The organism is Rickettsiales endosymbiont of Stachyamoeba lipophora (assembly GCF_003932735.1).
Taxonomy (GTDB): domain Bacteria; phylum Pseudomonadota; class Alphaproteobacteria; order Rickettsiales; family 33-17; genus RICK01.
The window spans coordinates 500830-526759 of the sequence record NZ_CP033611.1 but is presented as its reverse complement, the minus strand read 5'-3'; the positions used below and the strand labels follow the sequence as shown (position 1 = coordinate 526759).

Annotated in this window: 30 protein-coding genes and 1 tRNA gene; 15 read left to right on the top strand and 16 right to left on the bottom strand. The window is 32.4% G+C overall.

Annotation, left to right across the window (positions count from 1 at the left end; all coding sequences use genetic code 11):
* The first annotated feature begins 15 nt into the window (after nucleotides 1-15).
* Nucleotides 16-786 (top strand): cytochrome c1, encoded by a 771-nt coding sequence (locus tag EF513_RS02330; RefSeq protein WP_125215809.1) that lies wholly within the window; start codon nucleotides 16-18, stop codon nucleotides 784-786.
* A gap of 215 nt (nucleotides 787-1001) precedes the next feature.
* On the opposite strand, the gene EF513_RS02325 is transcribed toward EF513_RS02330, so the two are convergent.
* A complete protein-coding gene (locus tag EF513_RS02325; protein WP_125215808.1) occupies nucleotides 1002-1979 on the bottom strand; it encodes an ankyrin repeat domain-containing protein in 978 nt (325 codons plus the stop codon).
* 328 nt (nucleotides 1980-2307) lie between these two features.
* On the opposite strand from EF513_RS02325, the gene EF513_RS02320 reads away from it, so the two are divergent.
* Complete coding sequence (locus tag EF513_RS02320) at nucleotides 2308-2505, top strand: hypothetical protein (protein WP_125215807.1); 198 nt, start codon at nucleotides 2308-2310, stop codon at nucleotides 2503-2505.
* A gap of 198 nt (nucleotides 2506-2703) precedes the next feature.
* Here EF513_RS02320 and EF513_RS02315 read toward each other — a convergent pair.
* The 6 genes from EF513_RS02315 to EF513_RS02290 form a co-directional block, all read right to left on the bottom strand.
* Nucleotides 2704-2780, bottom strand: a tRNA-Arg gene (locus EF513_RS02315).
* A 90-nt stretch (nucleotides 2781-2870) separates the two neighbouring features.
* A complete protein-coding gene (gene ispG, locus EF513_RS02310; protein WP_125215806.1) occupies nucleotides 2871-4100 on the bottom strand; it encodes a flavodoxin-dependent (E)-4-hydroxy-3-methylbut-2-enyl-diphosphate synthase in 1230 nt (409 codons plus the stop codon).
* Nucleotides 4101-4380: 280 nt separating this feature from the next.
* A complete protein-coding gene (gene fliP, locus EF513_RS02305) occupies nucleotides 4381-5058 on the bottom strand; it encodes a flagellar type III secretion system pore protein FliP (RefSeq protein ID WP_206425210.1) in 678 nt (225 codons plus the stop codon).
* A 43-nt stretch (nucleotides 5059-5101) separates the two neighbouring features.
* Nucleotides 5102-5299 (bottom strand): hypothetical protein, encoded by a 198-nt coding sequence (locus EF513_RS02300; protein WP_164503797.1) that lies wholly within the window; start codon nucleotides 5297-5299, stop codon nucleotides 5102-5104.
* Nucleotides 5300-5379: 80 nt separating this feature from the next.
* Nucleotides 5380-5694: a hypothetical protein gene (locus tag EF513_RS02295; RefSeq protein WP_125215803.1), complete on the bottom strand. Its 315-nt coding sequence runs from the start codon at nucleotides 5692-5694 to the stop codon at nucleotides 5380-5382.
* Nucleotides 5695-5829: 135 nt separating this feature from the next.
* Nucleotides 5830-6303: a DUF6314 family protein gene (locus tag EF513_RS02290; RefSeq protein ID WP_125215802.1), complete on the bottom strand. Its 474-nt coding sequence runs from the start codon at nucleotides 6301-6303 to the stop codon at nucleotides 5830-5832.
* A 190-nt stretch (nucleotides 6304-6493) separates the two neighbouring features.
* Between EF513_RS02290 and EF513_RS02285 the strand changes: the two genes are divergently transcribed.
* The 6 genes from EF513_RS02285 to EF513_RS02260 are packed head-to-tail and all read left to right on the top strand — an operon-like array spanning nucleotide 6494 to nucleotide 10688.
* Nucleotides 6494-6943, top strand: coding sequence for a 6-pyruvoyl trahydropterin synthase family protein (locus tag EF513_RS02285; protein WP_125215801.1), 450 nt, complete (start codon nucleotides 6494-6496; stop codon nucleotides 6941-6943).
* Nucleotides 6921-7244, top strand: coding sequence for a Sec-independent protein translocase subunit TatA/TatB (locus EF513_RS02280; protein WP_125215800.1), 324 nt, complete (start codon nucleotides 6921-6923; stop codon nucleotides 7242-7244). The genes EF513_RS02285 and EF513_RS02280 overlap by 23 nt, the downstream gene beginning before the upstream one ends.
* 8 nt (nucleotides 7245-7252) lie before the next feature.
* Nucleotides 7253-8002: a twin-arginine translocase subunit TatC gene (gene tatC / locus EF513_RS02275; protein ID WP_206425209.1), complete on the top strand. Its 750-nt coding sequence runs from the start codon at nucleotides 7253-7255 to the stop codon at nucleotides 8000-8002.
* A gap of 4 nt (nucleotides 8003-8006) precedes the next feature.
* Nucleotides 8007-9287: a serine--tRNA ligase gene (serS, locus tag EF513_RS02270; protein WP_125215798.1), complete on the top strand. Its 1281-nt coding sequence runs from the start codon at nucleotides 8007-8009 to the stop codon at nucleotides 9285-9287.
* Complete coding sequence (gene surE / locus EF513_RS02265) at nucleotides 9287-10045, top strand: 5'/3'-nucleotidase SurE (protein WP_125215797.1); 759 nt, start codon at nucleotides 9287-9289, stop codon at nucleotides 10043-10045. Before serS ends, surE begins: the two co-directional genes overlap by 1 nt.
* A gap of 7 nt (nucleotides 10046-10052) precedes the next feature.
* Nucleotides 10053-10688 (top strand): RDD family protein, encoded by a 636-nt coding sequence (locus EF513_RS02260; protein ID WP_125215796.1) that lies wholly within the window; start codon nucleotides 10053-10055, stop codon nucleotides 10686-10688.
* Nucleotides 10689-10981: 293 nt separating this feature from the next.
* Here the strand turns inward: EF513_RS02260 and EF513_RS02255 are convergent, their stop codons facing one another.
* The 6 genes from EF513_RS02255 to lptM form a co-directional block, all read right to left on the bottom strand.
* Nucleotides 10982-11986 carry an aminoglycoside phosphotransferase family protein gene (locus EF513_RS02255; protein WP_125215795.1) on the bottom strand — a complete coding sequence of 335 codons (1005 nt, stop codon included), beginning with the start codon at nucleotides 11984-11986 and terminating at the stop codon, nucleotides 10982-10984.
* A complete protein-coding gene (gene tsaE / locus EF513_RS02250) occupies nucleotides 11983-12441 on the bottom strand; it encodes a tRNA (adenosine(37)-N6)-threonylcarbamoyltransferase complex ATPase subunit type 1 TsaE (protein WP_125215794.1) in 459 nt (152 codons plus the stop codon). Before tsaE ends, EF513_RS02255 begins: the two co-directional genes overlap by 4 nt.
* On the bottom strand, nucleotides 12438-14714 hold the full coding sequence (locus EF513_RS02245) for a sensor histidine kinase (RefSeq protein ID WP_125215793.1): 2277 nt from the start codon (nucleotides 14712-14714) through the stop codon (nucleotides 12438-12440). Before EF513_RS02245 ends, tsaE begins: the two co-directional genes overlap by 4 nt.
* A gap of 5 nt (nucleotides 14715-14719) precedes the next feature.
* The gene (locus EF513_RS02240) at nucleotides 14720-15640 is read right to left on the bottom strand and encodes a D-alanyl-D-alanine carboxypeptidase family protein (RefSeq protein ID WP_125215792.1); all 921 of its coding nucleotides are present in this window, start codon (nucleotides 15638-15640) and stop codon (nucleotides 14720-14722) included.
* 110 nt (nucleotides 15641-15750) lie between these two features.
* Nucleotides 15751-16191: a hypothetical protein gene (locus EF513_RS02235; protein ID WP_125215791.1), complete on the bottom strand. Its 441-nt coding sequence runs from the start codon at nucleotides 16189-16191 to the stop codon at nucleotides 15751-15753.
* A gap of 70 nt (nucleotides 16192-16261) precedes the next feature.
* Nucleotides 16262-16366, bottom strand: a complete 105-nt coding sequence (lptM, locus tag EF513_RS08135; protein ID WP_410528577.1) for an LPS translocon maturation chaperone LptM — start codon at nucleotides 16364-16366, stop codon at nucleotides 16262-16264.
* Nucleotides 16367-16518: 152 nt separating this feature from the next.
* On the opposite strand from lptM, the gene EF513_RS02230 reads away from it, so the two are divergent.
* The 3 genes from EF513_RS02230 to truA are packed head-to-tail and all read left to right on the top strand — an operon-like array spanning nucleotide 16519 to nucleotide 19156.
* Nucleotides 16519-17493: a pentapeptide repeat-containing protein gene (locus tag EF513_RS02230; RefSeq protein ID WP_164503796.1), complete on the top strand. Its 975-nt coding sequence runs from the start codon at nucleotides 16519-16521 to the stop codon at nucleotides 17491-17493.
* Nucleotides 17494-17521: 28 nt separating this feature from the next.
* Nucleotides 17522-18397, top strand: a complete 876-nt coding sequence (locus EF513_RS02225; RefSeq protein WP_125215789.1) for an aminotransferase class IV — start codon at nucleotides 17522-17524, stop codon at nucleotides 18395-18397.
* A 12-nt stretch (nucleotides 18398-18409) separates the two neighbouring features.
* On the top strand, nucleotides 18410-19156 hold the full coding sequence (gene truA / locus EF513_RS02220) for a tRNA pseudouridine(38-40) synthase TruA (protein ID WP_125215788.1): 747 nt from the start codon (nucleotides 18410-18412) through the stop codon (nucleotides 19154-19156).
* Nucleotides 19157-19516: 360 nt separating this feature from the next.
* Here the strand turns inward: truA and EF513_RS02215 are convergent, their stop codons facing one another.
* Nucleotides 19517-20461 carry a TAXI family TRAP transporter solute-binding subunit gene (locus tag EF513_RS02215; protein WP_125215787.1) on the bottom strand — a complete coding sequence of 315 codons (945 nt, stop codon included), beginning with the start codon at nucleotides 20459-20461 and terminating at the stop codon, nucleotides 19517-19519.
* A gap of 8 nt (nucleotides 20462-20469) precedes the next feature.
* Complete coding sequence (locus EF513_RS02210; protein WP_125215786.1) at nucleotides 20470-21693, bottom strand: dicarboxylate/amino acid:cation symporter; 1224 nt, start codon at nucleotides 21691-21693, stop codon at nucleotides 20470-20472.
* Nucleotides 21694-21961: 268 nt separating this feature from the next.
* On the opposite strand from EF513_RS02210, the gene EF513_RS02205 reads away from it, so the two are divergent.
* Nucleotides 21962-22642 (top strand): phosphatidylserine decarboxylase, encoded by a 681-nt coding sequence (locus EF513_RS02205; RefSeq protein ID WP_125215785.1) that lies wholly within the window; start codon nucleotides 21962-21964, stop codon nucleotides 22640-22642.
* A gap of 25 nt (nucleotides 22643-22667) precedes the next feature.
* Nucleotides 22668-23429, top strand: coding sequence for a CDP-diacylglycerol--serine O-phosphatidyltransferase (gene pssA / locus EF513_RS02200; RefSeq protein WP_125215784.1), 762 nt, complete (start codon nucleotides 22668-22670; stop codon nucleotides 23427-23429).
* A 40-nt stretch (nucleotides 23430-23469) separates the two neighbouring features.
* Here pssA and EF513_RS02195 read toward each other — a convergent pair whose 3' ends face one another.
* Entirely contained in the window at nucleotides 23470-24285 is an 816-nt protein-coding gene (locus EF513_RS02195) for a flagellar motor protein MotB (protein ID WP_125215783.1), read from the bottom strand.
* A gap of 215 nt (nucleotides 24286-24500) precedes the next feature.
* Here EF513_RS02195 and EF513_RS02190 point away from each other — a divergent pair, with 215 nt between their 5' ends.
* Together EF513_RS02190 and dapB are read left to right on the top strand one after the other, a co-directional pair.
* Nucleotides 24501-24992 (top strand): flavin reductase family protein, encoded by a 492-nt coding sequence (locus EF513_RS02190; RefSeq protein WP_125215782.1) that lies wholly within the window; start codon nucleotides 24501-24503, stop codon nucleotides 24990-24992.
* Between the two features lie 168 nt (nucleotides 24993-25160).
* Nucleotides 25161-25925, top strand: a complete 765-nt coding sequence (dapB, locus tag EF513_RS02185; RefSeq protein WP_125215781.1) for a 4-hydroxy-tetrahydrodipicolinate reductase — start codon at nucleotides 25161-25163, stop codon at nucleotides 25923-25925.
* Nucleotides 25926-25930: the final 5 nt, after the last annotated feature.

The following is a 25930-nucleotide window of genomic DNA, read 5'->3' as shown; positions in this document are numbered from 1 at the left end:
TTAATTGATATGATTATGGTTAAAGTGAAATTTTGTAGTTCGATATTAGTTGCCTTGGTGTGCTTATTTGCTTCAGCATTTGCTTTATCAAGTGAGAATGCTAAGCATCCTTTGCAGCATGAATGGTCTTTTGAAGGTTTTTTTGGTAAGTTTGATCGTCAGGCGGTGCAAAGAGGGTTCCAGATATATAAGGAGGTATGTTCTGCTTGTCATGGGCTTGATCGCGTTGCTTTTAGAAATTTAAAAGAAATTGGTTTTGCAGATGGTGAAATTAAAACTATTGCAGCAGGATATAATGTAATTGATGGACCAAATGATAATGGTGAAATGTTTGAGCGTCCTGGTGTTCCTTCCGATTATTTTGTAGCACCTTATCCAAATGAAAAAGCCTCAAGAGCTGCAAATAATGGAGCTTTTCCTCCTGATTTATCCTTGATAATTAAGGCGCGACATGATGGAGCTAATTATGTTTATTCTTTGTTAAACGGTTATCACAATACTCCAGAAGGAATGGTAATTCCTGAAGGTAAATATTATAATCCTTACATGGATGGTGGAGTAATTGCTATGGCGCCGCCTTTATCTGATGGCCAAGCTACCTATCAAGATGGTACTGAAGCAACAGTTGAACAAATGAGTAAAGATGTAGTACATTTTCTACAATGGGCTGCCGAGCCGGAAATGGAAGCACGTAAAACTATAGGTATTAGAACATTGCTATATTTAGCTGCACTTACTATTTTCTTCTATGTAGCTTATCGCCGTATTTGGGCTGATGTAAAGTAAGGTGTTAATTTGAATATCAAGAAAAAGGCAGGTATAACCTGCCTTTTTTATATAAAGGATAGCATAAGTTATTTTTAGAGATTCAGCTTAAAAGGATTTTAATACTAAAATCTACCCTTATGCTTTATTCGATGGTTGTTAATATAAATTCACGGGAAGAGTTTCATTTTTGTGACACAAACCTTACTATTATTCTACACTTCAAGAAGTTAAGGTTAAATTTTGGTAATTATAGTTGAATTATTTTCTTGTAATAAACGGCCAGTTTGACTAAGGGGAGCTCTTGCGTTGTGATCACAGTTAGGAAGATTATGACCTTGTATTATATTATTTTCGATTTCAGTTAGCATTGATTGGTGTTCTACTGTTAAACATTCTGCTGCAGATAAGCTCTTCAGAAAAGAATTAATTGATACAGGGCCAGCTTGAAGTCGTGGTTTTGAAGGTGAGGCTTGATCTGTTGATGCTAAATTTTCTTCAGGTAAGCTTGATATGAGAGGACCTTCTAATAAAGGATCAATATTTGTATGCTTTGATAAAAGCAATACGAGCTTTAAAGTATCATCAAGATTGCTTTTTGTATGTTCTAATTTATCCTTTGAATACTCAGCGGGATGATCTTGAATTTTGTGGCAAAATTTTGTGTATTTGACTAATTCAATTTTGCAATTGACCAAAGCCAAATGTAGAGGAGTATAATTATTGCAAGCTAAAATATTGCTATTTGCATCCATGGTTAGTAATAATTCAGTTAGCTGCAAATTATTATTAAAGGCCGCATGATGGAGTAAAGTGTATTTGTTATCATCTTGCCTATCCTTTCCAATTAAATCTATGCAATGATATATAAAATCTTGAACTTGATAGTGTGGTTGATCTATTTTCTTTAATTCTAAAATTATATCTTCTTGGGTAGTTAAAGAAAATGTAGGGTGCTTTTTAATTTTAATAAGATAGTAATATTCTAACGCTGCATATGCTTTGCTTAATGGTATTTCATTTAGGCAGGAGATTTTTTGTTCAGTGCTAGCTCTTTGTAGGGTTTTAGCTTCAATAGCAGCGGGCATTATTGGTTGGAGTAACGCTGGTTTTATATTTTTGGTAGAGGAGGAATAAAACTTATTGATAGCAACTTCAATACTGTCGCTTACAGCTTGGCCAATGTTTGTGAAAATATTGTGTAGAACTGGCATCGTTACCCCTCAATTCATTTGATAGTAATAATTTTATTATATAATAAAATGAAATTATTAAGCAATTTTAATATAAAATAAGCAATAAGGTCTAAATTAAATTATTTTTAACCTTTTTGTTTGGTAAGCTTATTTTAAACTAGAATATTATAGTAAACTGAGTTTATATTTGCTCTAAGTTATGTTACAGCGGTTTATAATAAAAGATTGTTAGTTATAACAATCAGAGATGAGTTATTGTGAAGGCTTGAATTTTATTATACAAAATGCCAAATATCTATATGGCAGTTATAGTCTTAATAATGATAATATTCACTCTTTGTTATAATTGTGCCATGCTAATGAAAAACAACATATTGCTATAAAAAACCTTTCAGAAATTAAGCAATATATAGGGGGTTTTGCAGAAGATGATCTAGTAGTATTTGATATTGACGGGGTAATAATCAACCTCAAAGACATTATATTGAACAGTAACAATAGAGAAATTCGGCATAAATATTTTGAAGAACTTAAGCAAAAATAAATCTCTTTAAAACCTAGGATAAAATATAATTTTAATGTCAAAACTTACCTGGGGTGCTTATTTATATTTAATAAATTCTGCTCCTCATCTACATTTTTTCTAAAGATTCCTCTTTTCTTTTGATTGCCAAAGAGTTTAAATATAAGCTTATTTAACATGAAATAATGGTTTTGTTTTTAGCAATTAAAACATAAGCTATGGTGCACCTGGGGCGATTCGAACGCCCGACCTTTGCCTTCGGAGGGCAATACTCTATCCATCTGAGCTACAGGTGCTTATAAGAAAAATTATTGATAGATAATAATCATGCCAATAAAAATAGCTAATAACCCTGAAAAGTAAATGCTAATCATAACATAAAATTATTAAGCTGGTTGATATCGGTGTTCAATATAATTTAAAATGATTTGTGTAAACTCTGCAGCGATATTTTCGCCTTGTAAGATATGCGCGCGTTCACCATTAATAAATACCGGAGCTATAGGATGTTCTCCAGTGCCGGGTAAACTAATGCCAATATCAGCATGTTTACTTTCTCCAGGACCGTTAACAATACAGCCCATTACGGCTACTTTTAAACTTTCAACACCCTTATATTTATTTTTCCAGTTAGGCATATTGCTTTCAAGAAATAATTGAACTTGCTGGGCTAGATGCTGAAAGACTGTGCTGGTAGTTCTCCCACACCCCGGACATGAGGTCACTACCGGTGCAAATTCTCTAAGTCCTAAAGATTGTAAAATTTCTTTACATATTTTTACTTCTACAGTGCGGGAATCGCCAGGAATAGGAGTTATAGAAGTTCTAATGGTATCTCCTATACCTTCTTGCAGCAAAGTAGATAGGGCGGCAGTAGTAGCTACTGCTCCTTTTATCCCCATGCCGGCTTCAGTTAAGCCTAAATGTAAAGCATAATTTGAGCGTCTAGCTAATTCTCGATAAACTGCAATTAAGTCTTGAGGACGACTAATTTTACAGGAAATAACTATTTGCTCAGCAAGTAAGCCTATATCTTCAGCTTTTTTAGCACTTTGTAAAGCGGACTCAATTAAGGTTTCGCGTAATATTTCTTCGGTAGGTTTGGGGTTTTTTAGCTTAGAATTTTTATCCATAATTCTTGCTGCTAACTCTTGATCAAGGCTTCCCCAATTAACTCCAATTCTTATAGGTTTTTGATATTTAATAGCTTGTTCAACCATCATCTCAAAATGCTTATCGTGCTTTTCGCCTAATCCAACATTGCCAGGATTAATCCGGTATTTAGCTAAGCTTGCAGCAAGTGCTGGATATGAAGTGAGTAACCTATGTCCATTAAAATGAAAGCAGCCTACTAGGGGTATATCGTAATCTTTGTTAACTAGTGTCTCGTAAATATAAGGTACAGCCTTAGCTGCTGCATCATTATTTACAGTAAGCCGGACTATTTCTGAACCTGCTTCATAAAGTTCTATAATTTGGTTAACTGTGGCATTGACATCAGAAGTGTTAGTATTAGTCATACTTTGTACTAATACTGGAGCATTGCCCCCTATAAACCTGTTACCGATTTTAACTTGATGAGTCGAGTGGCGCTTGATTTCCTGCAGTTTTACCATGCTTAATTAACCAAATTTTAGTATGAAGTTGGTTTAAGATTTAGCATGTATATACCCCATTATCAAGGCTTATATTAGAACTTATACATGACAATTGTAAGCAATAATTTTATAGTGGAAACTTATCTGCGCTTCTCAAATGTATGTAGATATCAGTTATTCGGTGTTCATCTTGAGTTTTGCCTAAAGCGTCCTTGCCCATTTCTGAGTTATATAAAATCTATCGCTAAATTAACTTCAGGTTGAGTGAGAGAAATTTTAGTAAGATAAGAGATGCTTATTAAGAAGTATAACTTCTGACTAAACTTCCTGCTATCATGTACCAGCCATCAGTGATCACGAAATATATTAATTTAAATGGTAATGAAATCATCACAGGTGGTAACATCATCATCCCCATGGCCATAAGTACTGATGAAACAAGCATATCAATAATAATAAAAGGTAAAAATACTAAAAAGCCGATTTCAAACGCTCTTCTGAGTTCACTAATCATAAAGCTAGGAATTAAAACATGGTAAGGTGTATCTTCGATTTTGGTTTGTTCAGGAATGTTAGCTAAATGTAAAAAAAGTTCTAAATCTTTCTGCCTAGTATGAGTACGCATAAATTTATGAAAGGGCGCTGCGGCTATTTGTATAGCTTCTGATTCTTCAATTTTTTCTTCCATAAGGGGGATGATGCCTTTGGTATAAGATTCGGTAAAGGTAGGAGTCATGATAAAAAACGTTAAAAAAAGCGCCAGGCTAATTAGCACGGGATTTGGAGGGGTTTGTTGAATTCCTAAAGCATTGCGTACAAATGATAATACTACAATAATCCGGGTAAAAGAGGTGACCATTATGAGAATTGAAGGGGCTAGGCTTAGCACTGCAGTTATTAAAATTAGCTGAATTACTCTACCGCTAAAAACTCCACCTTCGAGGTTAAAAGTATTATCTCCAGCTGCCAACGACATGCTGGGTAGTAATAAAAAAATTATCAAAAATAAAAGTTTAAACCTATTTATGTTCATTTGGTTTCTGATCTATTAGCTTAGTTTCTCCATTGGTTTGTACGATTAAAAGATAATCCTTATTAAACTGTTTGGATGAAATGTGGAGTAATTGTGAACGATTAGGCAAAGAGATGAAATGATGAACTTTTAAATCGGTATTAGGCCCCATTCTATTGAGCAGGTGAGTAAAGTTTTTTTTCATTAAAGCCCAAATTAATACTATTAAAGCAATAATAAAAACCAACCCAAAAATTGCTTTTAATAGCAAAATATTCTCCTCCATCATGCGTTTTGTTGTTCGTATGCTTTAGTAGCTTTAATGCTTTGATTTAAATTATAAATTTCAGTACTTAGCTCATTTTTTTGTCTAGTCATTTCTGCGATTGAAGATTCTATTTGGGGAGTAATCTCCAATAGTTTTTGGTTATATTGCTGTAATTGTTCTAACGGTAATAATTGAATTTGATTTAAAAATCCCATTATTAAATTATTAACTTCATCTAGTTTTAAAAAGCTTGTTTCTGGATCGGTCAGTTGAGTTAAGTAATTTACCTCAGTTTTGATTTTTTCAATTTGCTGATCTAGATGATCATCCATGATTATTTCCATTGGTTATTTTAATTTTTTATGAGCTTAATTGCGAATAATAATAAAATCAATAATATAATAAAATAAAAATTTTTATTTTATTATAACATTTGGATGTTATATAAGTTAATAAGAGATCAAGATTTATGTTGCTGCTATGCCACGTATATAATTAGTCACTGAGGTATAAAATTTTTTAGGACCTTTGGCTACATGGGTAATGTTAAATGAGTTAATATTAATAAATTCATAAGCAGAATGATACTCATCTAAGTTACACAAATGATACCCGGTAGCAATCTTAGACGATAAATCGAGCGGAGCAGTAATTTGTAATGAATGAAATAAATTTCCTTTGGCAGTATCAGGCAAGAGAAAGTAAATTAAAATTTGATGGCAACCTTTTTCAAAAAGATATTGTGTATTAATACTAAGCTGTAGATTGTTCAGCTGCCATATACCTGTTTCATTGTATAACAGTGTTAAATCAAGATTTGAGTTAGGGGCAAAATAAGCTTTGCCGGATACATTGCTTATTATATTAGTAATGTGATCAATAATATTTCGTTTAAACTGCCATTGCCCTTGTAAATTATGCCAAATTTTATTTAAAGTCATATGGACTACCTATAGATACGTCATTTATATGAAAAAAAGCGTGTGATCCTGGTATGTAAATACATATTAAAGCAAAAATTCTCCAAAATAAATAAGTATATATAAATTATAGCAAATAATTGATGATATACGTTGAATATGGATAATTTATAAGATAACCTATATAAAATAAACTTCATGGCTTAGTTAAATGAATCTTGCTAAAGTAATTTTATCTTATTCTTCGAAATTTAGTTGTAGTTTAGAGTTGGTTAATCCAATTTTAAATGAAGGAGAACATCAGCTTGTTTATGGTTCTGAGGATAGAAAGTATTTAGGCGAAATTAAATTTGAAATTTTAGCTGGAGACAATATAGAACAAGTTACAGGTATGAATATTAATCATACAATCCTTAAAAAAGCTGCTAAGCAAATTGTAGAAGAATTTAATGGCCAAAATTTAAACGAAGCAATGGAAGAATTTAAAACTATCCCACCGACCTTAGAAAATATTGCTAAAACTATTTGGGATAAGTTAAATCAACACTCTGATTTGAAAGATAAACTGAAAGCTATAAAACTTATAGATCAAAATAACTTTGCAGTTATTTATAGCCAACAAGAAAGTGGGTATGATGATGTTGCCGGTTTCATGGCCTGAATTTTTAGTTATTATTGTGGTTTCTATTTGCTTGCTTGGTAAGAAAGAAATTCCTGAAGTAGTAAATTTTATTAAATCTGTAGTGGGTAAATTTAATACTACTAAGAGTAAAGCTTATAATCTGTATGCACAACTTACTAGAGAATTAGAGATTGATAAAATTAACCAAGAACTAACCACTTATATCATTGGTGATGATGGTAAAGAATATCAATGTTATAATTTAGAGGTATTAAAACCGGATATTATAGCATCCAAGGACATTAATAATATTCCTAAATCTAATAATTCCCAAGAATAATTATCAAAGTGCATACTAGCCAACATAATAATGAAAAACGCTTAACTTTGACTGAGCATTTAATTGAGCTGAGAAATAGATTGATTTTTGCAGGTGTTAGCTTTTTGCTGGTTTTTGGAGTAAGTTATTATTTTGCTGAAAATATTTATGCTTTTCTAGTTGAGCCGTTAATTGTCATTACTCAAAATTCTAAAATGATTTATACAGGGCTTGGTGAAGCTTTCTTTACTTACTTAAAATTGGCAAGTTTTGCTTCAATTTTAGTGACTATGCCTATTTTTCTTTGGCAAATATATGGCTTTATTGCTCCTGGGTTACATACGAATGAAAAAAAAGCAGTATTGCCTTTTATGATTTTTACGCCCATCCTTTTTTGGATAGGGGTATTGTTTGCGTATTATGTGGTATTTCCAGTTGCTTGGGAATTTTTTGTAAGTTTTGAGCAGCATGATAAATTACAAGTGGTGCTTGAGGCTCGAGTAGCAGAATATTTAAGTATAGTAATGCATTTAATGATAGCTTTTGGAGTGGCTTTTGAGCTGCCGGTATTACTAATGTTATTACTGAAATTTGACCTAATTAGCTACCAGAGTTTAAGAGAAAAGCGTAAATACGCCATTATATTATTTTTCATTATTGCCGCAATTATTACTCCACCTGATGTTTTTAGTCAGGTTGCACTTGCACTTCCTATGGTGATATTATATGAAAGCGTGATATTGTACGGAAAATTTATTTATAAAACTCAAGGAAAATAGCTAAATGTTGGATATTAATTTTATTAGAAATAATTCTGAAAAATTTGACGAAGCATTAAAATCAAGAAATTTAGAACCGCTTGCACACAAGTTAATTGAGCTGGATAATAAGCGTAGGAGTAAAATCACTAGCCTCCAAGAACTCCAGCAAAAAAGAAATGAATCAGCTAAGGTTATTGGTAGTTTCCAAGATAAAAAATCTGCAGAATTTCAAAGCTTATTACAAGATGCAGCCAAAATTAAGGAAGAACTTGCAAAACTTGAGCAAGAGCAAGATTTTGAAGAAGAGCTGTATCAACATCTGATTACTTTACCTAACATACCAGAAGAGGTGGTGCCCATTGGCCCAGACGAAACAGCTAATCAAGAAGTAAGAAAGTTTGGCAAAATTCCTAGCTTTAATTTTGTGCCTAAACAGCATTTTGAACTGGGTGAAGAACTACACTTAATGGATTTTGAAACCGCTAGTAAAATGTCAGGTTCAAGATTTGTAGTGCTTAAAAGAGACTTAGCAAATTTAGAAAGAGCGCTAGCTAATTTTATGTTAGATTTGCACACTCAACAATTCGGTTATACTGAAGTAAGTACGCCATTTTTAGTTAAAGATCCTGCAATGTTTGGAGTGGCACAGCTGCCTAAATTTGCAGAGGATTCTTTCGTTACTACCGATGGATATAGGCTTATACCTACTGGAGAAGTATCTCTTACTAATATGGTTGCCGATAAAATTTTAAGTGAAGAAGAATTACCTTTAAGGCTGACTACTTATACTCCTTGCTTTAGATCTGAAGCTGGCAGTGCCGGGAGAGATACTAGAGGGATGATTAGACTGCACCAATTTAGTAAGGTGGAACTAGTAAGTATTACCAAACCGCAAGATTCAGATAATGAACATGAACGTATGACCAATTGCGCTGAGGAAGTCTTAAAGAAATTAGATTTGCCTTATAGAATCATGTTGCTTTCAACAGGTGATATGGGATTTTCCTCACAAAAAACTTATGATTTAGAAGTATGGTTGCCAGGACAAAATTGTTACCGTGAAATTTCAAGCAGCTCCAACTGTGGTGACTTTCAAGCTAGAAGAATGAAAGCTCGTTTTAAATCTTCTGATAAAAAAGAAAATATATTAGTACATACTTTGAATGGATCAGCACTTGCAGTTGGAAGAACCGTGGTAGCAATTTTAGAAAACTATCAGCAGGAAGATGGCTCAATTGCAATACCTAAAGTGTTACAAAGCTATATGGGTGGTAAAACTAAAATCGAGCAGGTTAAAAAATAATGCGTATTTTAATTTCCAATGATGATGGCATCAATGCCTTAGGGATAAAGCTGCTGTATGATATTGCACGACAGTTTACAAGTGATGTGTGGGTGATAGCTCCTCTGACTGAACAAAGTGGTGCCAGCCATACTCTTTCACTACGCAAACCATTAAAAGTGACGCAAGTAGATAATAATCATTACGCGGTTGATGGCACCCCTACGGATGCAGTATTGATTGGTATTCGTGAAATTTTAAAGGATAAAAAGCCAGATCTGGTACTATCAGGTATTAATGCAGGATGTAATCTCGGTGAGGATGTAACCTATTCAGGTACAGTGGCTGCTGCTATGGAAGCGGTTTTGCTTAATATTCCGGCGATTGCGCTGAGCCAAAAAATGAATAGACTAAAGAAACAAGTGAGCTTCGACGTTGCTAAGCATTATACTCAAATTATAATTGAAAAAATTTTAAGTTATAAATTACCGGAGTATAGTCTTATAAATGTAAATTTTCCCTTATGTGAAGTAGATGAAGTGCAAGGTGTTAAAGTTACTTCTCAAGGTAAGCGGATTAAGCATGATAGTGTAGATAAAATGATACTGAAAGATCAAGATCCTTATTACTGGATTGGCAGTAAAAGAGAATATAAAGATGATATGCCTGAAAGTGATCTTCAAGCAATCATTGATAATTATATTTCAGTAACGCCGCTGGATCTTGATTTGACTAACTATAAAGTTATTGTTGATATGAAAACTAAATTTTCTTGGTAGGAGTGTTATGAAGTTTATAGAGCGAATTTTAATTAGTAAAAGCCAAAAAGATGATTCTAGGCTGGGTAAATTTCCTAGTGAATTTGAAGGTTATAAAATTTCTTACCCTAAGTTGCCGATAAGATTGTTAATGCTGCTAGTTGATCTGCTGGTTGTTACCTTCTTGGTTGTGCCGTTAGTTTCTACGATAGAAAGATTGGCACCTGATGATGAACGGATCAATACTTTGAAATTTAAATATCAAGAATATTACAAAGAATATGAAGGTAATAGAGAAAAAATTATTGAGGCTTTGGAAAAAGATCCGGCAGTAGGTGATGTAAATGCTCTAACCCAAAAAGTTATCATTAAACAAGTTGGTTTGAATTTGATATTATTTGCTGGATTTATTGGGTATATACTACTTTGCCAAAAATATTTTAAGAGAACCTTAGGTCAACGTATTTTTAATGTACGGATTTTACACCGGGTAACATACCAACCGGCTAGTTTTAAACAGATTGTGCTAAGAAGCTTTTTAAGCTTGTTAACCCTAGCTACCGCGTTGATAGGATTTTTTATAGCGGTATTTAATCCACGTCACATTACCCTACATGATTATCTATCTAATACAGTAGTAATTAGATTATCAGGCAGGATTTAACAATAGGTATTTTTCTTAATCTATTCTGGCGCAGTAATTGGTTGCCAAATCTAAGGGAGCTTGGGCAATTCTTGGCTGGTAGGGTTGAGTGAAGGTTGTTTGCATAAAACTATTTGTAGTATTGATGTCTATAGATATCAAAATATTGTTGTTATAAGTTTTTATTATGGTTTACAAAATAGTAACTTATTTTGAGCTGAAAATTTTATAAATCCTCAGCTGTTCCGTAGGTGCTGTATAACCTAAAATCACGCTTAAAAAGTTTTTATTTACTGTCGATTTATACAAGAAGTTTAATAGTTGCTTTTTTCGTGCTTATACCAAGTACTCTCTTTAAGTAAATAAGCAAGAGAGTTTTGCTTATAATTATTTTCAACGTAATTGATAATATAGCCCCACATACGAGGTAAAAACTTTAAATAATTAGCATTATTATCGCGATATTTTTTACGATTGAAAACACCAATAATCTTTAGGTTACGCTGTAATCCATAAAAATTATAATTTTCTAGAAAATCCTGGTGGTTAAAATTCATTTTGGTAACAAAATGGTCGATTAATTCTGCTTCAGGAATTAATAAATCACGCCTAGCATCCTGCAATAAAGAAACTAAATCATAACTGGGGCATCCATGTAAAGCATCTTGAAAATCAAGTATGCCGATTCGGTTGAAGTCACTATTGTGTGGCATCCATTGAAGATTATCTGCATGATAATCTCTATGTACTATAGTGCTGGGTTGCATAGGTAAATTTAAGAATTGTTGATTAAAGCTTGTTGCTAGTAGGCTGGACTGCTCTAAATATTCGCTCTCGGTTAAATTGAATTTTAGGTAATAATCGAAGAATACTTGTAGCTCAATTAGTAGCTTGTTCCAAGTATACCTATCTAAATCAACATTGGTAAAATCATTAGTATTAATATGAATAAGAATATTTACTGCAGTGGAATAAAGTTCTAATTCTTGTTCTGGATAAAGTAATAAAAACTTAGTAAAACTATAATCCCCAAAATCTTCTAATAAAATAAAACCATTTTCATGATCATATTCATATATGGTAGGGGCATTAATGCCGTTGGCTTTCAATATCTGTGCTATATGAATAAAAGATTTAATGGGTTCTTTATCGGGAGGTGCATCCATTAAAATATAATTTTTACCATTAGATGTAACCCGAAAATATTTTCTAAAAGATGCATCCTGAGGAAAAGGAAAAATGTGCTGATAGGTATGAAGAGTAGAGACTAAAAATTGAATAAGTAACAACTCTCTTTGATCAATAAGGGGTAAATTCATTTTGCATTAAAATTTAATAAGTTATTTTGGAAAGTACCTTTGAAATCTAGGTTAACCTGTCGTTTACTTTCATCTTGATGTGTTAAATATATATCAAGCCGGTCTTCTGGTAACTGCTCTTCAATAATTTCAGGCCATTCTATTATATTTAAGGAGGTATCTAAATTTTCTTCAAGGCCAATTTCAATAATTTCCAGAGGATTTTTTAATCGATAAAGATCATAATGATGAATATTATATTTATCAGAGCGGTAATTTTGTACTATTAAAAAAGTAGGGCTGGTAACTTCGGTAACTTCAGGGATAAGCGTAGTAATTAGATGTTTAGTAAAAAAAGTTTTTCCACAACCTAAGTCCCCTCTTAAAGTTATGGTGTCAAAAGGGCTAATGATATCGGCAATCCTTTTGGCAAGTTGAATCATATCATTTTTGGAGTTAATTAATATGTTGATCATGCTGATTCGACTGCTTGGCTGCTGAGAGGTAAGACTAATTTTAAATCAACAAAGTTTTTATTGGTTTGTTCCAACATAATCGAGCCGTGATGCAAATCTATAAATTTTTTGCAAATGCCCAACCCTAAATTATCTGATAAAGGTAAATGTTTATCAATTTCATTTAGGTTAGCTGAGCTGTTAATCACTAAGGAAAGATTATCGAAGCTGCTAAATTTAAAATAATTACTAAATTTTATAGATAAATAATCTTCTTCCGTATCAATGTAAATTAACATATTTTTACTAAAATTACGATTGTTGTTGGTTAATAAATTAAAAATAATCTGTTTAATTCTAATCTCATCAGCTTCTAATGCAATATGGTTACTAGCGGGTTTGATAGTAACCATGGTTTGATTAAAATTTTGCAAATGATCATTAACATTATCGGCAATTGATTGTACTGCTTCTATAATATTAAAGTTGTTATATTTTAATTGAGCAAAGCCAGCATTAATGGCTCCTATATCAATTATTTGATCTACAAGCCGTATAAGATAATTGGTAGAATAAAGAATGTTATTTAAATATTCTTTTTGGGCTTTATTAGGAGTATAGTATTCTGCTAATATCTCGGTGTAACCCATAATGTTGGTAAGAGGTGAACGAAGTTCATAAGAAATATTTGCCAAGAAATTATTTTTAATACGGTGAGCTTGGTTAAGCGCATTGTTAGCTTCACGTAATGTCTGTTCCATCATGGTAGAATCGGTTATATCTAAATCGGTTACCAATACTGATCCGTCAGGCAAGGGAACTACAGTACGATCAATATAAGTATCATCAAAAATTCTAAAACGGTGATTAGTATATTTTCTAAGTTCCAGTGTTGTAGAAATATTTCTATTTAATGTTTCGATTAATTGTTCTGATTTGACCGCGGGTAATGCCGATTGATTTATTACCTTAAAGTGAGGATTGCTGGAAAGCAATGTTTTATCAAGCTTCCATATTTTTGCAAAAGTTGCGTTGTAAATTGTAAGCTTTCCGTTCTGTTCGAATACCGCTATAGCTTCATGGATATTATCAAAGGTTGTATTCAAAACATCAATAATAGTATTATAAGATCTTTCAAGCGCTAAGCGGTCAGAAATGTCTTCATATGCAAAAAGCAGCCCTCCATAAGTATGAGGTATGGCTACCACTCGGATAATTTGGTTATTTGGTAAATAGAAGAACTCATTATGAGTTTCGGTAATATTTGAAAATAGCTCGATTTGTTGCTGTTTAAATTCTTTAAAGTTAAGCTGCTCTGGAAGCTTACGTTTTTGACGTAATTTTTCTAATATCTCGCTATAGCTTGGTTTTTGATTAAGAAATTGTTCTTCTAAGCCCCATAACCTGCTAAAGGCTTGATTCCAGTTAGATAATTTCATGTTGTCTGAGTATACGGCAATAGCGCTAGATGAGCTGCGTAGAAATTCTGTATAAGCTTGATTATGGCTTTTTATCTCATTTCTCAGGTGCTCAATCTCTGTAATATCTAGTGCATATCCGTAGTTTGTTTTGTTATTTATATTGGCAATCTCAAATACTCTTCTTGCTCCATCAATGTTAGTGCTAACTCGTTTATTAGGAGAGCGGATGAAATCCTCAACATTATAGGTTTCAAATAGTTCCTGGAAAGCTTTATTGGTTCTATAACCATTATTCTGCTGATACCACATGGGGATTTTTAAATGATTAAAAATCTGGCTATGTTCTGTTAAAAGTTCTTTGGTAGCTTCAAGCTCATTAGCTTTTATTAATAACTCATTATGGATATCAGTAATATTAATCAGCCAAATAATTAAGTCAGGTTTGTATTGTTGATTTACTAGCTGTGGTGAAAATTGATAATATTCATTTTCTATTTGTAACTTATCAGTTGTAGGCTGATATTGAAATTGTTCTTGTTCTAATTTAGCTATTTCTTTTTTGCAAAAATTGAATATCTGCCCTATGATCTCATCGGCATTAAGCTCACTTAATTGTGCTAAACTTTCCGGTGCTTCTTGAAGATTAAATAGTTTAATAAAAGTGGGTGAGCAAGAAAGTTTTTTTAAGGTACTTTGGTAATATATAAAAGCACATTTGGGATTGTTTGGTATATCTTCGTAGATTTGTTGGAATTTAAAAAAATCGGTCTTTAGCCGTTTAAGTTGGAATAATTTATTGATATACAGAAAAAGTAAAAAAGAGAATACAATCCCTAATTCAATTAAATAGTGATAGGTTAATATTGTATCCATAACAATTATATATAATTTTTAGCAGCTTTCTTAGTTTTTGGTTGCTTCTTCTGAGGATTAAAAGAATTTTTATGATTTTTAATTATCTTAGTACCTTTTATAGGCTTAGTATTGGTTGAAGCTAGTTCTACTAAAGGGCGGTCTAAAAACTTATTAAGTAATACTGCCATTTTATGATCCCTTTTAGGGGCTGATTCTTCTCCTAAAACTACGGCTATTATTTTTCTACCATCTTGTTTGGCTGTGGTAACTAAATTAAATCCTGAAGCAAAAGTGTACCCAGTTTTACCTGGTTGATTAAACTTACGATGTACGCCATTATGAGTAACGTAAGTTTTACCTTTGAAATCAAATTTTTTAATACTATAAAATTTGTGATATAAAGTTGGGAAATCACGTTGAATGGCAATAGCTAGTTTGGCAATATCATAGGCTGAGGACAGTTGATGGGCATTAGGTAACCCTGAAGCATTCTGATAAACAGTTTTATCCATGCCAATTAGCTTGGCTGTTTGGTTCATTTGTTTGACAAACGCTGCTTCGCTTCCTGCTATAGCTTCTGCTAGCACTACAGTTGCATCATTTGCAGATTTGACTATTGAAGCAGTTAAAGCATCTTTAATTTTAATTTTAGTTCCAGGCTTAAGACCAAGCTTGGTAGGTTTCATGCTGCTTGCATGTTGAGATACTGTAACATCTTGATTGAGATTAATACGATTTTCTTTTAAAGCTTGAAATGCTAAGTAGCTGCTCATCATTTTAGTAATGGAAGCAGGGTATCTATATTGATCTGCATTTTTTTCAAACAAAATCCTACCGGTTTGTTGCTCTACTACTAATAGGGAAGATTTGTTGGCGATATTTTTATCAAAGCTATAAGCTTTGTGAATAACCAATAAAGAAAAAATTATTACCAGAAATTTCATAATTACCAAACAAAGCAACTAGTGGAGGATTGTGTTTATATATTAACAAGTTTTATAGCTAGTTGTAAAGTGATTTAGTAGGCATTAACGGATGATTACTATATTACTTATTACTTTGCAATTTGTTTCAAGTGCAAGTTAATCAATCTGTCAGTGAAATTAATGCTACACTCTAAATTTACTTTCAGTAAATTATGTGTAATAGACATAAATTCAGTATAAGTTGTCGCTTGCATAAATTCTTCAACAGAGTTGCTATATTGATGATAAAATTGGTCAAGTAATTGAGTTGAGCTTCTTAGTAAGCTGTTATAGTAATGAGTAATATTAGCTGTTTGGTTAGTTAATTGATCAAGCTGAATATGATCAATGGAATCAACACTCTTTTCTGCAGTAGCAATCGTTGTACCGCAATCATTTGCTGGATTTTCTATAGCTTCATGGTGATAGGCTACTGTGTTGTGAGTTGTTTCATTTGCTGGTAAAATTTCATCGGAAGTAAGTGATGACTGAATAATTTTTTGATGATTATGTTTTTTGTGTTGCTTCATGCTTAAACCTCAGGTTGTGTATAAACTAAAGGTACTCAAAATTATTATTAAATCAACTATAAATTAAGATTTAAGATGATTCTATTAGTTGATTTTCAGGTATGTATAAATTTCCTTTAATACCGCAACTAGAAAGAGCTATTATTAAAGTAAAAGTGGCTAAAAATTTTTTCATTTCATTTAATTTTCATAATTTTAATTAATTTACCAAAAATTTATCTATATGCAAGGACTAGCTATATTAATAATTTTATGATAAAATAAAGTAAAATATCGGTTAAATAACACTTTTGTTTATAACCTAAATATATAATAAAGATGCCACCAATGATCGATAGTCAGGATAGAGAAAGAAAAGAATATAAGCTTGCAAAGAAGCTGGCTACCCTTTCTAGTGATGAAAGAGGTAAAGCTAATATTACCCGTGAAGTGCTAAACTTGTTATTAAAACTTTATAATTCTGGTGAGTTACAGGAAGTGGCGCCTAGCTTAATTGATATAGAAACTAATAAAATAGATCTGTCTTTTTTTAATATAGTTGGTCAAGATCTAACAGGATTTGATTTTTCACAATTTTTATTAAGATATTGCAATTTCAGTCGTAGTAATTTTGATGAAATTTCAGCTAAAACTATTGTTCACAGAGCTTTAGATGAAATGTTTAAGCTTATTCAAGTTAATATGTCTAATGCTAATTTAGCTTTAAGGACCGTTAATAACCCTGCAATTGGTATGACTTTAAAGCTGCCTTATAATTTTAGTAAACTAAATTTATCAAATGCTAACTTTACTAGGGCTGATTTAACAGGAGCTAATTTTAAGGAGGCTAATTTAACTCAAGTTAACTTTAGTTATTCAATTTTAAATGAAGCAATGTTTAATCAGGCCAATGTTGCGCAAACAAATTTTGATAGCGCAATTTTTTATCCTGAGCAGCTGGTAGAAGCAATGAATGTGGACCAAGCTTATTTTGATAATGAAAATATTCAGGAAATTATTAAAAATCTAAAACTGAAAAAAGGTTATTCTAAATTTAATTTATCATATCTATATTATCAATTTATACAAAAATTGCGTAATGGATTTAAAAATAATGCATTATTATCGTTTTTATTTGCTAGCAAGATTAAAACTTATCAACCTGGATTGATGGGGAGCGTAAATAAAAAAATGCAAGATTTAGCAACCATTAATAAGTCAGTCGAGCCTCAAATGTCTCAATCTCCACAAAGTTTTGTTGATAAAATTCAAGGTGCTGCTAAGCTGAAAAACAGCACGGAACAACATAAGATAGAAAAATAATTTATCACATTATTGACGGAGTAATACAGTGAATCAATTTGGTGCAGGAGTGATGTGGCATGATGGAATTTTCGTGCCTTGGGATGAAGCAAATATTCATATTATGACTCACGGTCTTCATTATGCAAGCTGCGTATTTGAAGGAATAAGGGTTTATAAAGGGAAACCTTTTAAACTAAAAGAGCATATGGCAAGACTGCTTAAGTCTGCCGATATTTTAAATTTGACTCTTAAATTTCAATTGGATGAACTAATTGAAATTGTAAACGACTTGGTGGATAGGCAGCAAATTAATTTTGGTTACATTAGACCTGTAGTTTGGCGTGGTAAAGGAAAGTTGCTAATTTCAGCTCCTCATAATCAAATTTCTATTGCTATTGCAGCGTGGGAAACGCCAGCAAAATATTCTCAATATCAAGAGGGGAAGGATCTAAATGACGGCTTAAAATTATGTTATGCTAAATGGAAGAGAGCTCCAAGTGACTGTATACCTCATTTAAGCAAGTGTAGTGCAAATTATGTGGTGGGTACAGTCGATAAAGATAATGCAGTAGCCCAGGGTTTTGATGATGCCTTAATGCTGGATTACAGAGGATATATTGCTGAAACTACTAGCGCTAATATTTTTTTAGTACAAGACGATAAGTTGCATACCCCTATCCCCGATTGCTTTTTGGATGGCATAACTAGGCAAAGTGTGATTGATATTGCTAAGCAAAATAATATTGAGGTAATTGAAAGATATATTTTGCCTGAAGAGTTTCAACATACTCAAGACGTTTTTTTAACTTCTAGTGCAAGTGAGATTTCGCCGGTAAATAGTATTGAACGCTATAATTTTAGTAGGCACCCAATCACTAAGCAGCTTTATGATCAGTTGATGCATCATATAATGAATTTATAATAATTTATTTTAATGCCTATATATAAACTTACAATTGAATATAACGGTACCAACTATTGCGGCTGGCAAAGGCAAAATTCTATCAAGCCTTCAATCCAGCAAAGTATTGAAGAAGCGATCAGTAAAATTAATTTAGCAACTCCTGTTATTTTTGGGGCGGGTAGAACCGATGCTGGAGTGCATGCGGTTGGCCAAGTTGCACATGTAAGGTTAGATAAACATTGGAATCCTGCTAAGCTAACTTTAGCAATTAATGCTCATTTAAAAATAGCGCGCCATACAATAAGAATTTTGCAAGTAGAGGAAGTAGGGGAAGATTTTCATGCTCGTTTTTCAGCCATTAAAAGATATTACAAATATAAAATATTAAATCGTTTTGCAGAACCATCTTTAGAGAAAAACTTGGTGTGGCATGTATCAAGCAGCTTAAATGTTGATCTGATGGAAGAAGCTGCGTATGTTTTTGCCGGTAAGCATGATTTTACTAGTTTTAGAGCAACACATTGCCAAGCTAAAAATCCTGTTATTACCCTGGATAAAATCAAAGTTTATAAGCAAGAAAATCATATTTATTTTGAGCTAAGTGCAAGATCATTTTTACATCATATGGTAAGAAATATTGTTGGTGCTTTAAAAAAGGTTGGGGATGGTAGTTTAGCTAAGGAAGATATAAAAAATATTCTTGAGTTGAAGGATAGGAATAAAGCTCCTGCTACTGCTCCAGCATGTGGCTTGTATTTTTGTAGGGTGGATTATTAAAAGGTTTATATATTTCCTATAATGTTTGTTATTAACCCCTGAGCTTGTAATGCCACTTATTGTTAATATAAAAGCTACTTAGGCGTTTAAAAACTAATTGATTTTTTAAAATAGGTTAATTATTCCTAAAAATAAACCATTTTTTCAGATGAAAATCATAACAACCTTAAGTTTAAAGCTGATTTTTATTAAGTATTGCAGATTGAATCAGGTTAAAGTATTGTTACAATCTGGTGTTTTCTGTAGATAGTTCAAATAATAAAATTATATTGCGTTTTTAAGAAGAGCTTTGCTTTTTGTTTGTTAATAAACATTATTGCAAATTTATCCTGATTTAGGATGTAAATATTTACTGAAGTGTTAATTATGATTGGGTAAAGAATGAACTTTTTCTTCAATTTTTAGAAAGAAGCGTTCTGCGCTAGGATGCATTTCCTCAGGAGGCTTTCTAAATGTTCCCTCAACCTTGTGAATAAGGGACTTGTTAGTATTAGAATATAAAATATCATAAGTAACTTGAAGTAAATTATAAACTAATGGATCGGACTCTTTAGAGTTCGCTACAATCATGTTATGAGTGCCGATAGTAAGAGTAGGATATATAATACCTTTATATACACTATCAGGAATAACGAATTTAAAATATCCTAACTCTTGTAAGTCGGAAAGGTTGTTAATTAAGTTATTAGGTATTTCAACAAATTTTATAGGACATTCATTGTTAATTTCATTAACTAAAATATTTGGATGGCTTACCATTAAGGACAAAGCATCAATTTTTTTATTACATAATTTATTTATCAGGTGATTATCAACAATGTGATCAGCAAAGTTTATTTTAAAATCATGGCCTAAATTTCTGGCAAGGTAATTAATAACTGTACGAGAGCCGCCATTGGGGCCATTGGTAGAAACAGTTTTGCCTTTAAGATCATAAAAATTATTGATTGAACTATCAGCTGTAGTAATAATTGTTAGAGTTTCGTTATATAATCTAACAATAGGAGTAATTTTTTGGTTTGCCTTGGCGTATTTATTATAATCAATTAAGTGGTCATATTGTAAAAAGGCAAAGTCAATTTTATTGTTGCTCAACATATCTAGGTTGTGATGGCTGCCTTTTGAGATAACCACATTACAACGTTGCTGTTTATTGCTATTAAAATAGGCGCATATTTCTTCAGCTATTAAGTGATAGTTGCCGATCTTACGTCCTGCTCCAATGTTAAAATTGATGTCCGAGTCAGCATTTAGAAAAGATGAGTAGGTTAGGAATAAAATAAACCAGACCACTTTTAAGAACATAATTATAACTAATTCGTGCTATTATAAATTTCAGTGTTAAGCATATTTTCCGATTTATCAACAAGCAAGGTAATAGTAGCATCGCCGGTAATGTTAATTGTAGTTCTTAGCATATCTAAAATCCTATCAATACCGGCTATTAATGCTACACCTTCTATTGGCATACCAATAGAAGAAAGTACCATTGGTAACATTACCATGGAACCGCCTGGAATTCCTGCAACACCTATACATCCTAAAGTAGAAGTGATAATTACAATGAAATAATCATGTAACGTGAGGTTATAACCAGTAGCTTGTGCAAAAAATACAGCGCATATGCCTAAATAGATTGCCATGCCATCCATGTTTATAGAGGCACCGAGTGGTAATACGAAAGAAGTACTGGTTTTCGAGATCCCCAATTTATCGCGACATATTTTCATAGTGGTCGATAAGGTGGCTTTACTGCTGCTGGTTGAAAATGCAAGGGCTTGATACTCAAAGCTTTTGCGATAAAAAGGCATTGGAGATAGGCCGGCGAAAATATAAATTAAAAGACCAAAAATAATATATTGAAGGAGCATGGCAACAATTACAGTAAAGACTAACTTAATTAAGCTATTCAGTACATCAACCCCTTGCGTTCCCACTACCCATGAGGTCAGTGCAAAAGCGCCATAAGGAGAAAGTTGCATGATCATTTCTATCATCTTAAAGACCATTTGTGCAAGTACTTGGCAACCGCTTATAATTTTTTTGCCATGCTCGCCCATTTTATTAAGAGTGATTCCAGTAAATATTGCAAAAAATACAATTTGTAAAACGTCACCATTTGCTAAGGTTTCAAAAATATTAGAAGGAACAATGCTCACAATCATTTTAACAAAATCAAATTTTTTGCTAAGTTCAAGATCGACATCTTGGTCAAAGTTCAAGGTTATGCCCACTCCAGGTTGAATTATGCTGCTTACAGTTAAGCCAATTAAAATTGCAAAAGCTGTGGTAGTCATAAATGCAAAAGTTGATTTAAGGCCAATCCGACCTAAAGTGCGTGAATCGCTAATGCTAGTTACGCCAGAAACTATTGATAGATATATTAAAGGCATCACAATCATTTTGATCATGTTGATGAAAATATCACCAATTGGTTTTATATATTCTAGATACTGCTTAGAATTAAGCTCTTTTGCAAAAAATCCGCATAAGATGCCAAGCAATAATCCAATGGTAACTTTTTGCCATAGTTTCATAATGAAAAAACTCCAAATGACTTGCTCAGTAATGTCTCAGTTATAATTGCAATTAAATAATTAACAAGGAATAATTGAGTATAGAAAAGTTTAATCTTTAGCGCAAGTTTTAATTAAAGATAATAAGATATGCTGTTTTGCTAGGCTTATGGTAATAAAAGAAAATTATAAAAATATAAATTTCAAGTTGAAATAAATTCGTATTGGTAGTAATTTTGCACCTAATTTAAATAGGAACTTTTCCTAAAGCATTCAAAAGAGTAATAAAATGTTAGATACTATTAAAAAATTTATACCGCCAATTCATCCAGAGGGATATCAATTTATTATTATATTTGCCTTAGTGACTGTGGTCCTTGCATTATTTAGTAATACTTTAGGTTTAGTAGGTTTGGTTTTAACTATTTGGTGTGTGTTTTTCTTTCGTGATCCTGTAAGAGTGATAACTAATGGTGATTCTATATTAGTTAGTCCTGCAGATGGATTGGTGCAAAAGGTTTCTAATGTGATACCTCCTGAAGAATCAGGATTGCCACAAGTTGAAATGCAAAGAATCAGCATTTTCCTTAACGTATTTAATGTACATGTTAATTGTATACCATGTAAGGGGGTAGTTGAAATGCTACATTATCGTCCTGGTAAGTTTCTTAATGCTGCATTAGATAAAGCAAGCGTCGATAATGAGAGACAAGTTATTAGAATGAAAACCGAATATGGGCAGAAAGATATATTAGTTGTGCAGATAGCTGGGCTCATTGCTAGAAGGATAGTATGTAATCTTGAAAATAAACAGGAAGTCAATAAAGGTGAGAAGTTTGGTATTATCCGCTTTGGAAGTAGAACGGATGTATATTTACCTATGGATATTCAAGTTAAAATCCAAGAAGGACAAACTGTAATTGGCGGTGAAACAGTAATTGCAGATATTCTTCCGACAGCTAAAGCATAAATTATTTATATAAAATATTACATTCATGAATGATTCTAAAATTAATGATGAGTTAGTTAAGGCTCAACCATCGTTTGCAAGGTTAATTCCTAACATTCTAACTATTGCTAGCTTGGGATTTGGGTTGACTGCAATTAAACTGGCTTTAAGCGGAAAATGGGAGCAGGCAATATTATGTATATTGGTTGCAATGTGTTTAGATGGGCTTGATGGTAGAATTGCAAGATTTATGGGTGTTACTAGTAATTTTGGAGCTCAACTTGACTCGCTATGTGATATGGTGAATTTTGGGGTGTGCCCGCCAGTAGTATTTTATTTATGGGCTGCTGCACATCAGCAGCTCAAGCCGTTTTCTTGGGCATTAATATTACTTTATGTAATGTGTATGGCAATTAGGCTTGCGAGGTTTAATGTTACTGCTCTAGAAGAACATGATGATTCAAAGCTTAATGAGCATTTTATTGGAGTGCCAGCTCCTGCGGGAGCCTTTCTAATATTATTGCCAATAATGATAAGTTTTGAATTGGAATTTCATAATTTATTTGATTACAATGCATTAATAGGTTATGTGGCAATTATTGGTTTGTTGCTAGCTAGTAGAATCCCGACTCTTTCTTTAAAAAAAGTAAAAATTAATCCATCTACAGTGTGGATTGTAATGTTAGCTTGCGGGATGCTGCTTAGTTTTATTATTATTGAGCCATGGGTAGTATTGCCATTGGTTGGAATCTTGTATTTAATAACTATTCCTGTATTTGCATTAAAATTTAAAAAAGCTCACAGGTAATAGTTAATATAATATAAAGATTGCTAGCTGTTGTTGATAGTTAGTTTCTTAACATAATGATGCTAATTCTAATATTTTCTGGAGCATTGGGGTTATCTATTATTAATAAATCACGATTAGCTTTACCTGCTACGCGATTAAATTGTTCATCGTCAACGCCGGATGTTTCCATAAATAAACGAGCCACAATAGCTCTTTGTGATGATATGGTCCAATGATCAAAAGTGGGGCTGGTAGTGCCGTTGGTATGGCCGTATACTGCAAGGTAATTAGGCATGTATTTAATAATATTACTTAGCTTGCTAAATATAATTTTACTATAAGGTTCAAGTTGAGTTGTGCCTGGTTTAAAGATTGGCCTACCTTTTTTATCCACTACCTGAATTCTTAAACCTTCTTTGGTTTCATCAATAATTATATGATCACTAAATTGAGCAAGTTCACTGTCTTTTTTAATACCGTCTTTAATGCTTTGAGCTAAAGAGAAGAAGTCTAGATTGTTATTAGGTTGAGAGCTTTCAGGGGCGGTTATTATATTTCCTTGGCTAGGAGCTCCAAAGACAATAGACTGATTGCTTTTAGGATTGCCTGCATTGCTTCCATCGTATTGAGGGCTTTTGCCGCCGTCAAATCCAATACCTTTGCCGTCTCTAATGCCTACGGTGGGTGTAAAGTAATCAGCAATGCCTATTAATTTTTCGGTGGGAACTGAACTGAGTAACCATAATAATAAGAAAAAAGCCATCATAGCAGTAACAAAGTCTGCGTAAGCAACTTTCCAGGCTCCGCCATGATGGCCGCCGCTAACTTTTTTTACTTTTTTAATTATTATTGAGGGTTTTGATTCATCCGCCATTTTGTTTCAATGCTATGAGTTATTTTTAATGTTGTTATTATTAGTTTGTTCTCATTTAGTTATGAAAAATATTCAAAAAAATTTTCTAAGAATATTAGTTTATCATTAAATAAGAAAATATTAAATTATAAATTTTTTAATACAATCATAATATTTGCAAAAAAGACTAAATTATGTTATTTTTTAAATAAAAATTAAGGGGTATTAGGTTAATAATGCAATTTAGTGATGATGAATTTAAAGAATGTTTAGGACATTTTTCTACTGGTATAGCAGTAGCAACCACTAAAATTGCTGGTGATGAATATGTAGGTATTACTATTAATTCGTTTACCTCAGTATCATTGAATCCACGCTTGGTTTTGTTCTGTGTTGATAAAAAATCTACAACATTAGAAGGTTTTATAAAGCAAGACTCATTTGCGGTAAGTATTCTAGATTCCAGTCAATATTTAATAGCTAAGCATTTTGCTTCTCCTAAAGCTAATAAATTTGAAAATATTAGATATATATTGGGTGTAACAGGTGCTCCAATTATAGTACCTCATTTGACTTTTATGGAATGTCAAAAATATGCAACCTATGAAGCTGGCGACCATTTTATCATAGTCGGTGAAGTGATAAATTTAAAAACTGCCAAAAATGAAAGCTCAGACCCCTTAATTTACTTTAAGGGGCAATTTTTTAGAGATCCTCAGCCTGTTTAGTATTGTCTTGCGTGCCATATCTAATTTGCTCAATCTACCTTTTGCTAAAATTTTCTGAATTTATAAATAGCATCCCCATTGATTAGAGTGAAATATTGTTTAGGTTGAATTTTAGTTTGAATTAGTTTTAATAAAACAAAGAATTTTTAAAATATTAAGAAGGTCAAAATGAAAATTATTGTGTTTGGTGCTGGTGGTAAAGTGGGTACTTTGATTTGTGAATATTTACTTAATCAAGAGGAGCATGAATTAGTTGGCGCTATTGTTAGCCAACGTAGTGTTTTAAAAGGAGAGCAGGTATATAATTCATCCATCATTTATGATGATAAAGTAGATGACTATTTAGCTGATGCAGATGTAATAATCGATTTTAGTTGTATGTATGCTACTTTGGAATTGATAACCAAATTAAAGGACAAGCCACTACCCATAGTAATTGGTACTACGGGTTTTAATGTTGAAGCATTAACAGAAATAAGAAAATATACCCAACATGCTCCGATAATGCTAGCTGCCAACTTCTCCTTAGGCATTATTTTATTAAAAAAAGCAGCACAGGAAATGAAAAGCTATTTTGGATTAGAGTTTGATGTGGAAATAATAGAAACTCATCATAATCTTAAAAAGGATGCCCCTTCAGGGACTTCATTAAATATTGCTCAAGCATTAGGATTTAAGGATAGTGATATTGTTACTTCACAGCGTTATTTAGGCTACGAACCGAGAACGCAAGGTACGGTGGGTATAAGTTCAATACGTGGTGGCAATAATTTTGGTGAACAAGAAATTAGATTTATAGGCAATAATGAAGAAATTCGTATAAGCCACCACGCATTTACTCGTAAAATTTATGTTGAGGGTGCCATTAAAGCTGCTGAATGGTTGATTGATAAATCACATAAAATGTATACAATTGAAGATATGTTTAATTAATTAAG

Excerpts from the sequence above, each read along its gene's own strand:
- EF513_RS02255 (WP_125215795.1), bottom strand. The coding sequence starts at position 11,986 with ATGAATTTACCCCTTATTGATCAAAGAGAGTTGTTACTTATTCAATTT.
- EF513_RS02285 (WP_125215801.1), top strand. The coding sequence starts at position 6,494 with ATGAATCTTGCTAAAGTAATTTTATCTTATTCTTCGAAATTTAGTTGT.
- EF513_RS02195 (WP_125215783.1), bottom strand. The coding sequence starts at position 24,285 with ATGGCGGATGAATCAAAACCCTCAATAATAATTAAAAAAGTAAAAAAA.
- EF513_RS02205 (WP_125215785.1), top strand. The coding sequence starts at position 21,962 with ATGTTAGATACTATTAAAAAATTTATACCGCCAATTCATCCAGAGGGA.
- dapB (WP_125215781.1), top strand. The coding sequence starts at position 25,161 with ATGAAAATTATTGTGTTTGGTGCTGGTGGTAAAGTGGGTACTTTGATT.
- EF513_RS02290 (WP_125215802.1), bottom strand. The coding sequence starts at position 6,303 with ATGACTTTAAATAAAATTTGGCATAATTTACAAGGGCAATGGCAGTTT.
- EF513_RS02325 (WP_125215808.1), bottom strand. The coding sequence starts at position 1,979 with ATGCCAGTTCTACACAATATTTTCACAAACATTGGCCAAGCTGTAAGC.
- ispG (WP_125215806.1), bottom strand. The coding sequence starts at position 4,100 with ATGGTAAAACTGCAGGAAATCAAGCGCCACTCGACTCATCAAGTTAAA.
- tsaE (WP_125215794.1), bottom strand. The coding sequence starts at position 12,441 with ATGATCAACATATTAATTAACTCCAAAAATGATATGATTCAACTTGCC.
- EF513_RS02210 (WP_125215786.1), bottom strand. The coding sequence starts at position 21,693 with ATGAAACTATGGCAAAAAGTTACCATTGGATTATTGCTTGGCATCTTA.
- EF513_RS02245 (WP_125215793.1), bottom strand. The coding sequence starts at position 14,714 with ATGGATACAATATTAACCTATCACTATTTAATTGAATTAGGGATTGTA.
- lptM (WP_410528577.1), bottom strand. The coding sequence starts at position 16,366 with ATGAAAAAATTTTTAGCCACTTTTACTTTAATAATAGCTCTTTCTAGT.
- surE (WP_125215797.1), top strand. The coding sequence starts at position 9,287 with ATGCGTATTTTAATTTCCAATGATGATGGCATCAATGCCTTAGGGATA.
- EF513_RS02190 (WP_125215782.1), top strand. The coding sequence starts at position 24,501 with ATGCAATTTAGTGATGATGAATTTAAAGAATGTTTAGGACATTTTTCT.
- pssA (WP_125215784.1), top strand. The coding sequence starts at position 22,668 with ATGAATGATTCTAAAATTAATGATGAGTTAGTTAAGGCTCAACCATCG.
- EF513_RS02235 (WP_125215791.1), bottom strand. The coding sequence starts at position 16,191 with ATGAAGCAACACAAAAAACATAATCATCAAAAAATTATTCAGTCATCA.
- truA (WP_125215788.1), top strand. The coding sequence starts at position 18,410 with ATGCCTATATATAAACTTACAATTGAATATAACGGTACCAACTATTGC.
- serS (WP_125215798.1), top strand. The coding sequence starts at position 8,007 with ATGTTGGATATTAATTTTATTAGAAATAATTCTGAAAAATTTGACGAA.
- EF513_RS02295 (WP_125215803.1), bottom strand. The coding sequence starts at position 5,694 with ATGGATGATCATCTAGATCAGCAAATTGAAAAAATCAAAACTGAGGTA.
- EF513_RS02260 (WP_125215796.1), top strand. The coding sequence starts at position 10,053 with ATGAAGTTTATAGAGCGAATTTTAATTAGTAAAAGCCAAAAAGATGAT.
- EF513_RS02300 (WP_164503797.1), bottom strand. The coding sequence starts at position 5,299 with ATGAAAAAAAACTTTACTCACCTGCTCAATAGAATGGGGCCTAATACC.
- EF513_RS02230 (WP_164503796.1), top strand. The coding sequence starts at position 16,519 with ATGATCGATAGTCAGGATAGAGAAAGAAAAGAATATAAGCTTGCAAAG.
- EF513_RS02240 (WP_125215792.1), bottom strand. The coding sequence starts at position 15,640 with ATGAAATTTCTGGTAATAATTTTTTCTTTATTGGTTATTCACAAAGCT.
- EF513_RS02280 (WP_125215800.1), top strand. The coding sequence starts at position 6,921 with ATGTTGCCGGTTTCATGGCCTGAATTTTTAGTTATTATTGTGGTTTCT.
- fliP (WP_206425210.1), bottom strand. The coding sequence starts at position 5,058 with ATGTCGTTGGCAGCTGGAGATAATACTTTTAACCTCGAAGGTGGAGTT.
- EF513_RS02215 (WP_125215787.1), bottom strand. The coding sequence starts at position 20,461 with ATGTTCTTAAAAGTGGTCTGGTTTATTTTATTCCTAACCTACTCATCT.
- EF513_RS02330 (WP_125215809.1), top strand. The coding sequence starts at position 16 with ATGGTTAAAGTGAAATTTTGTAGTTCGATATTAGTTGCCTTGGTGTGC.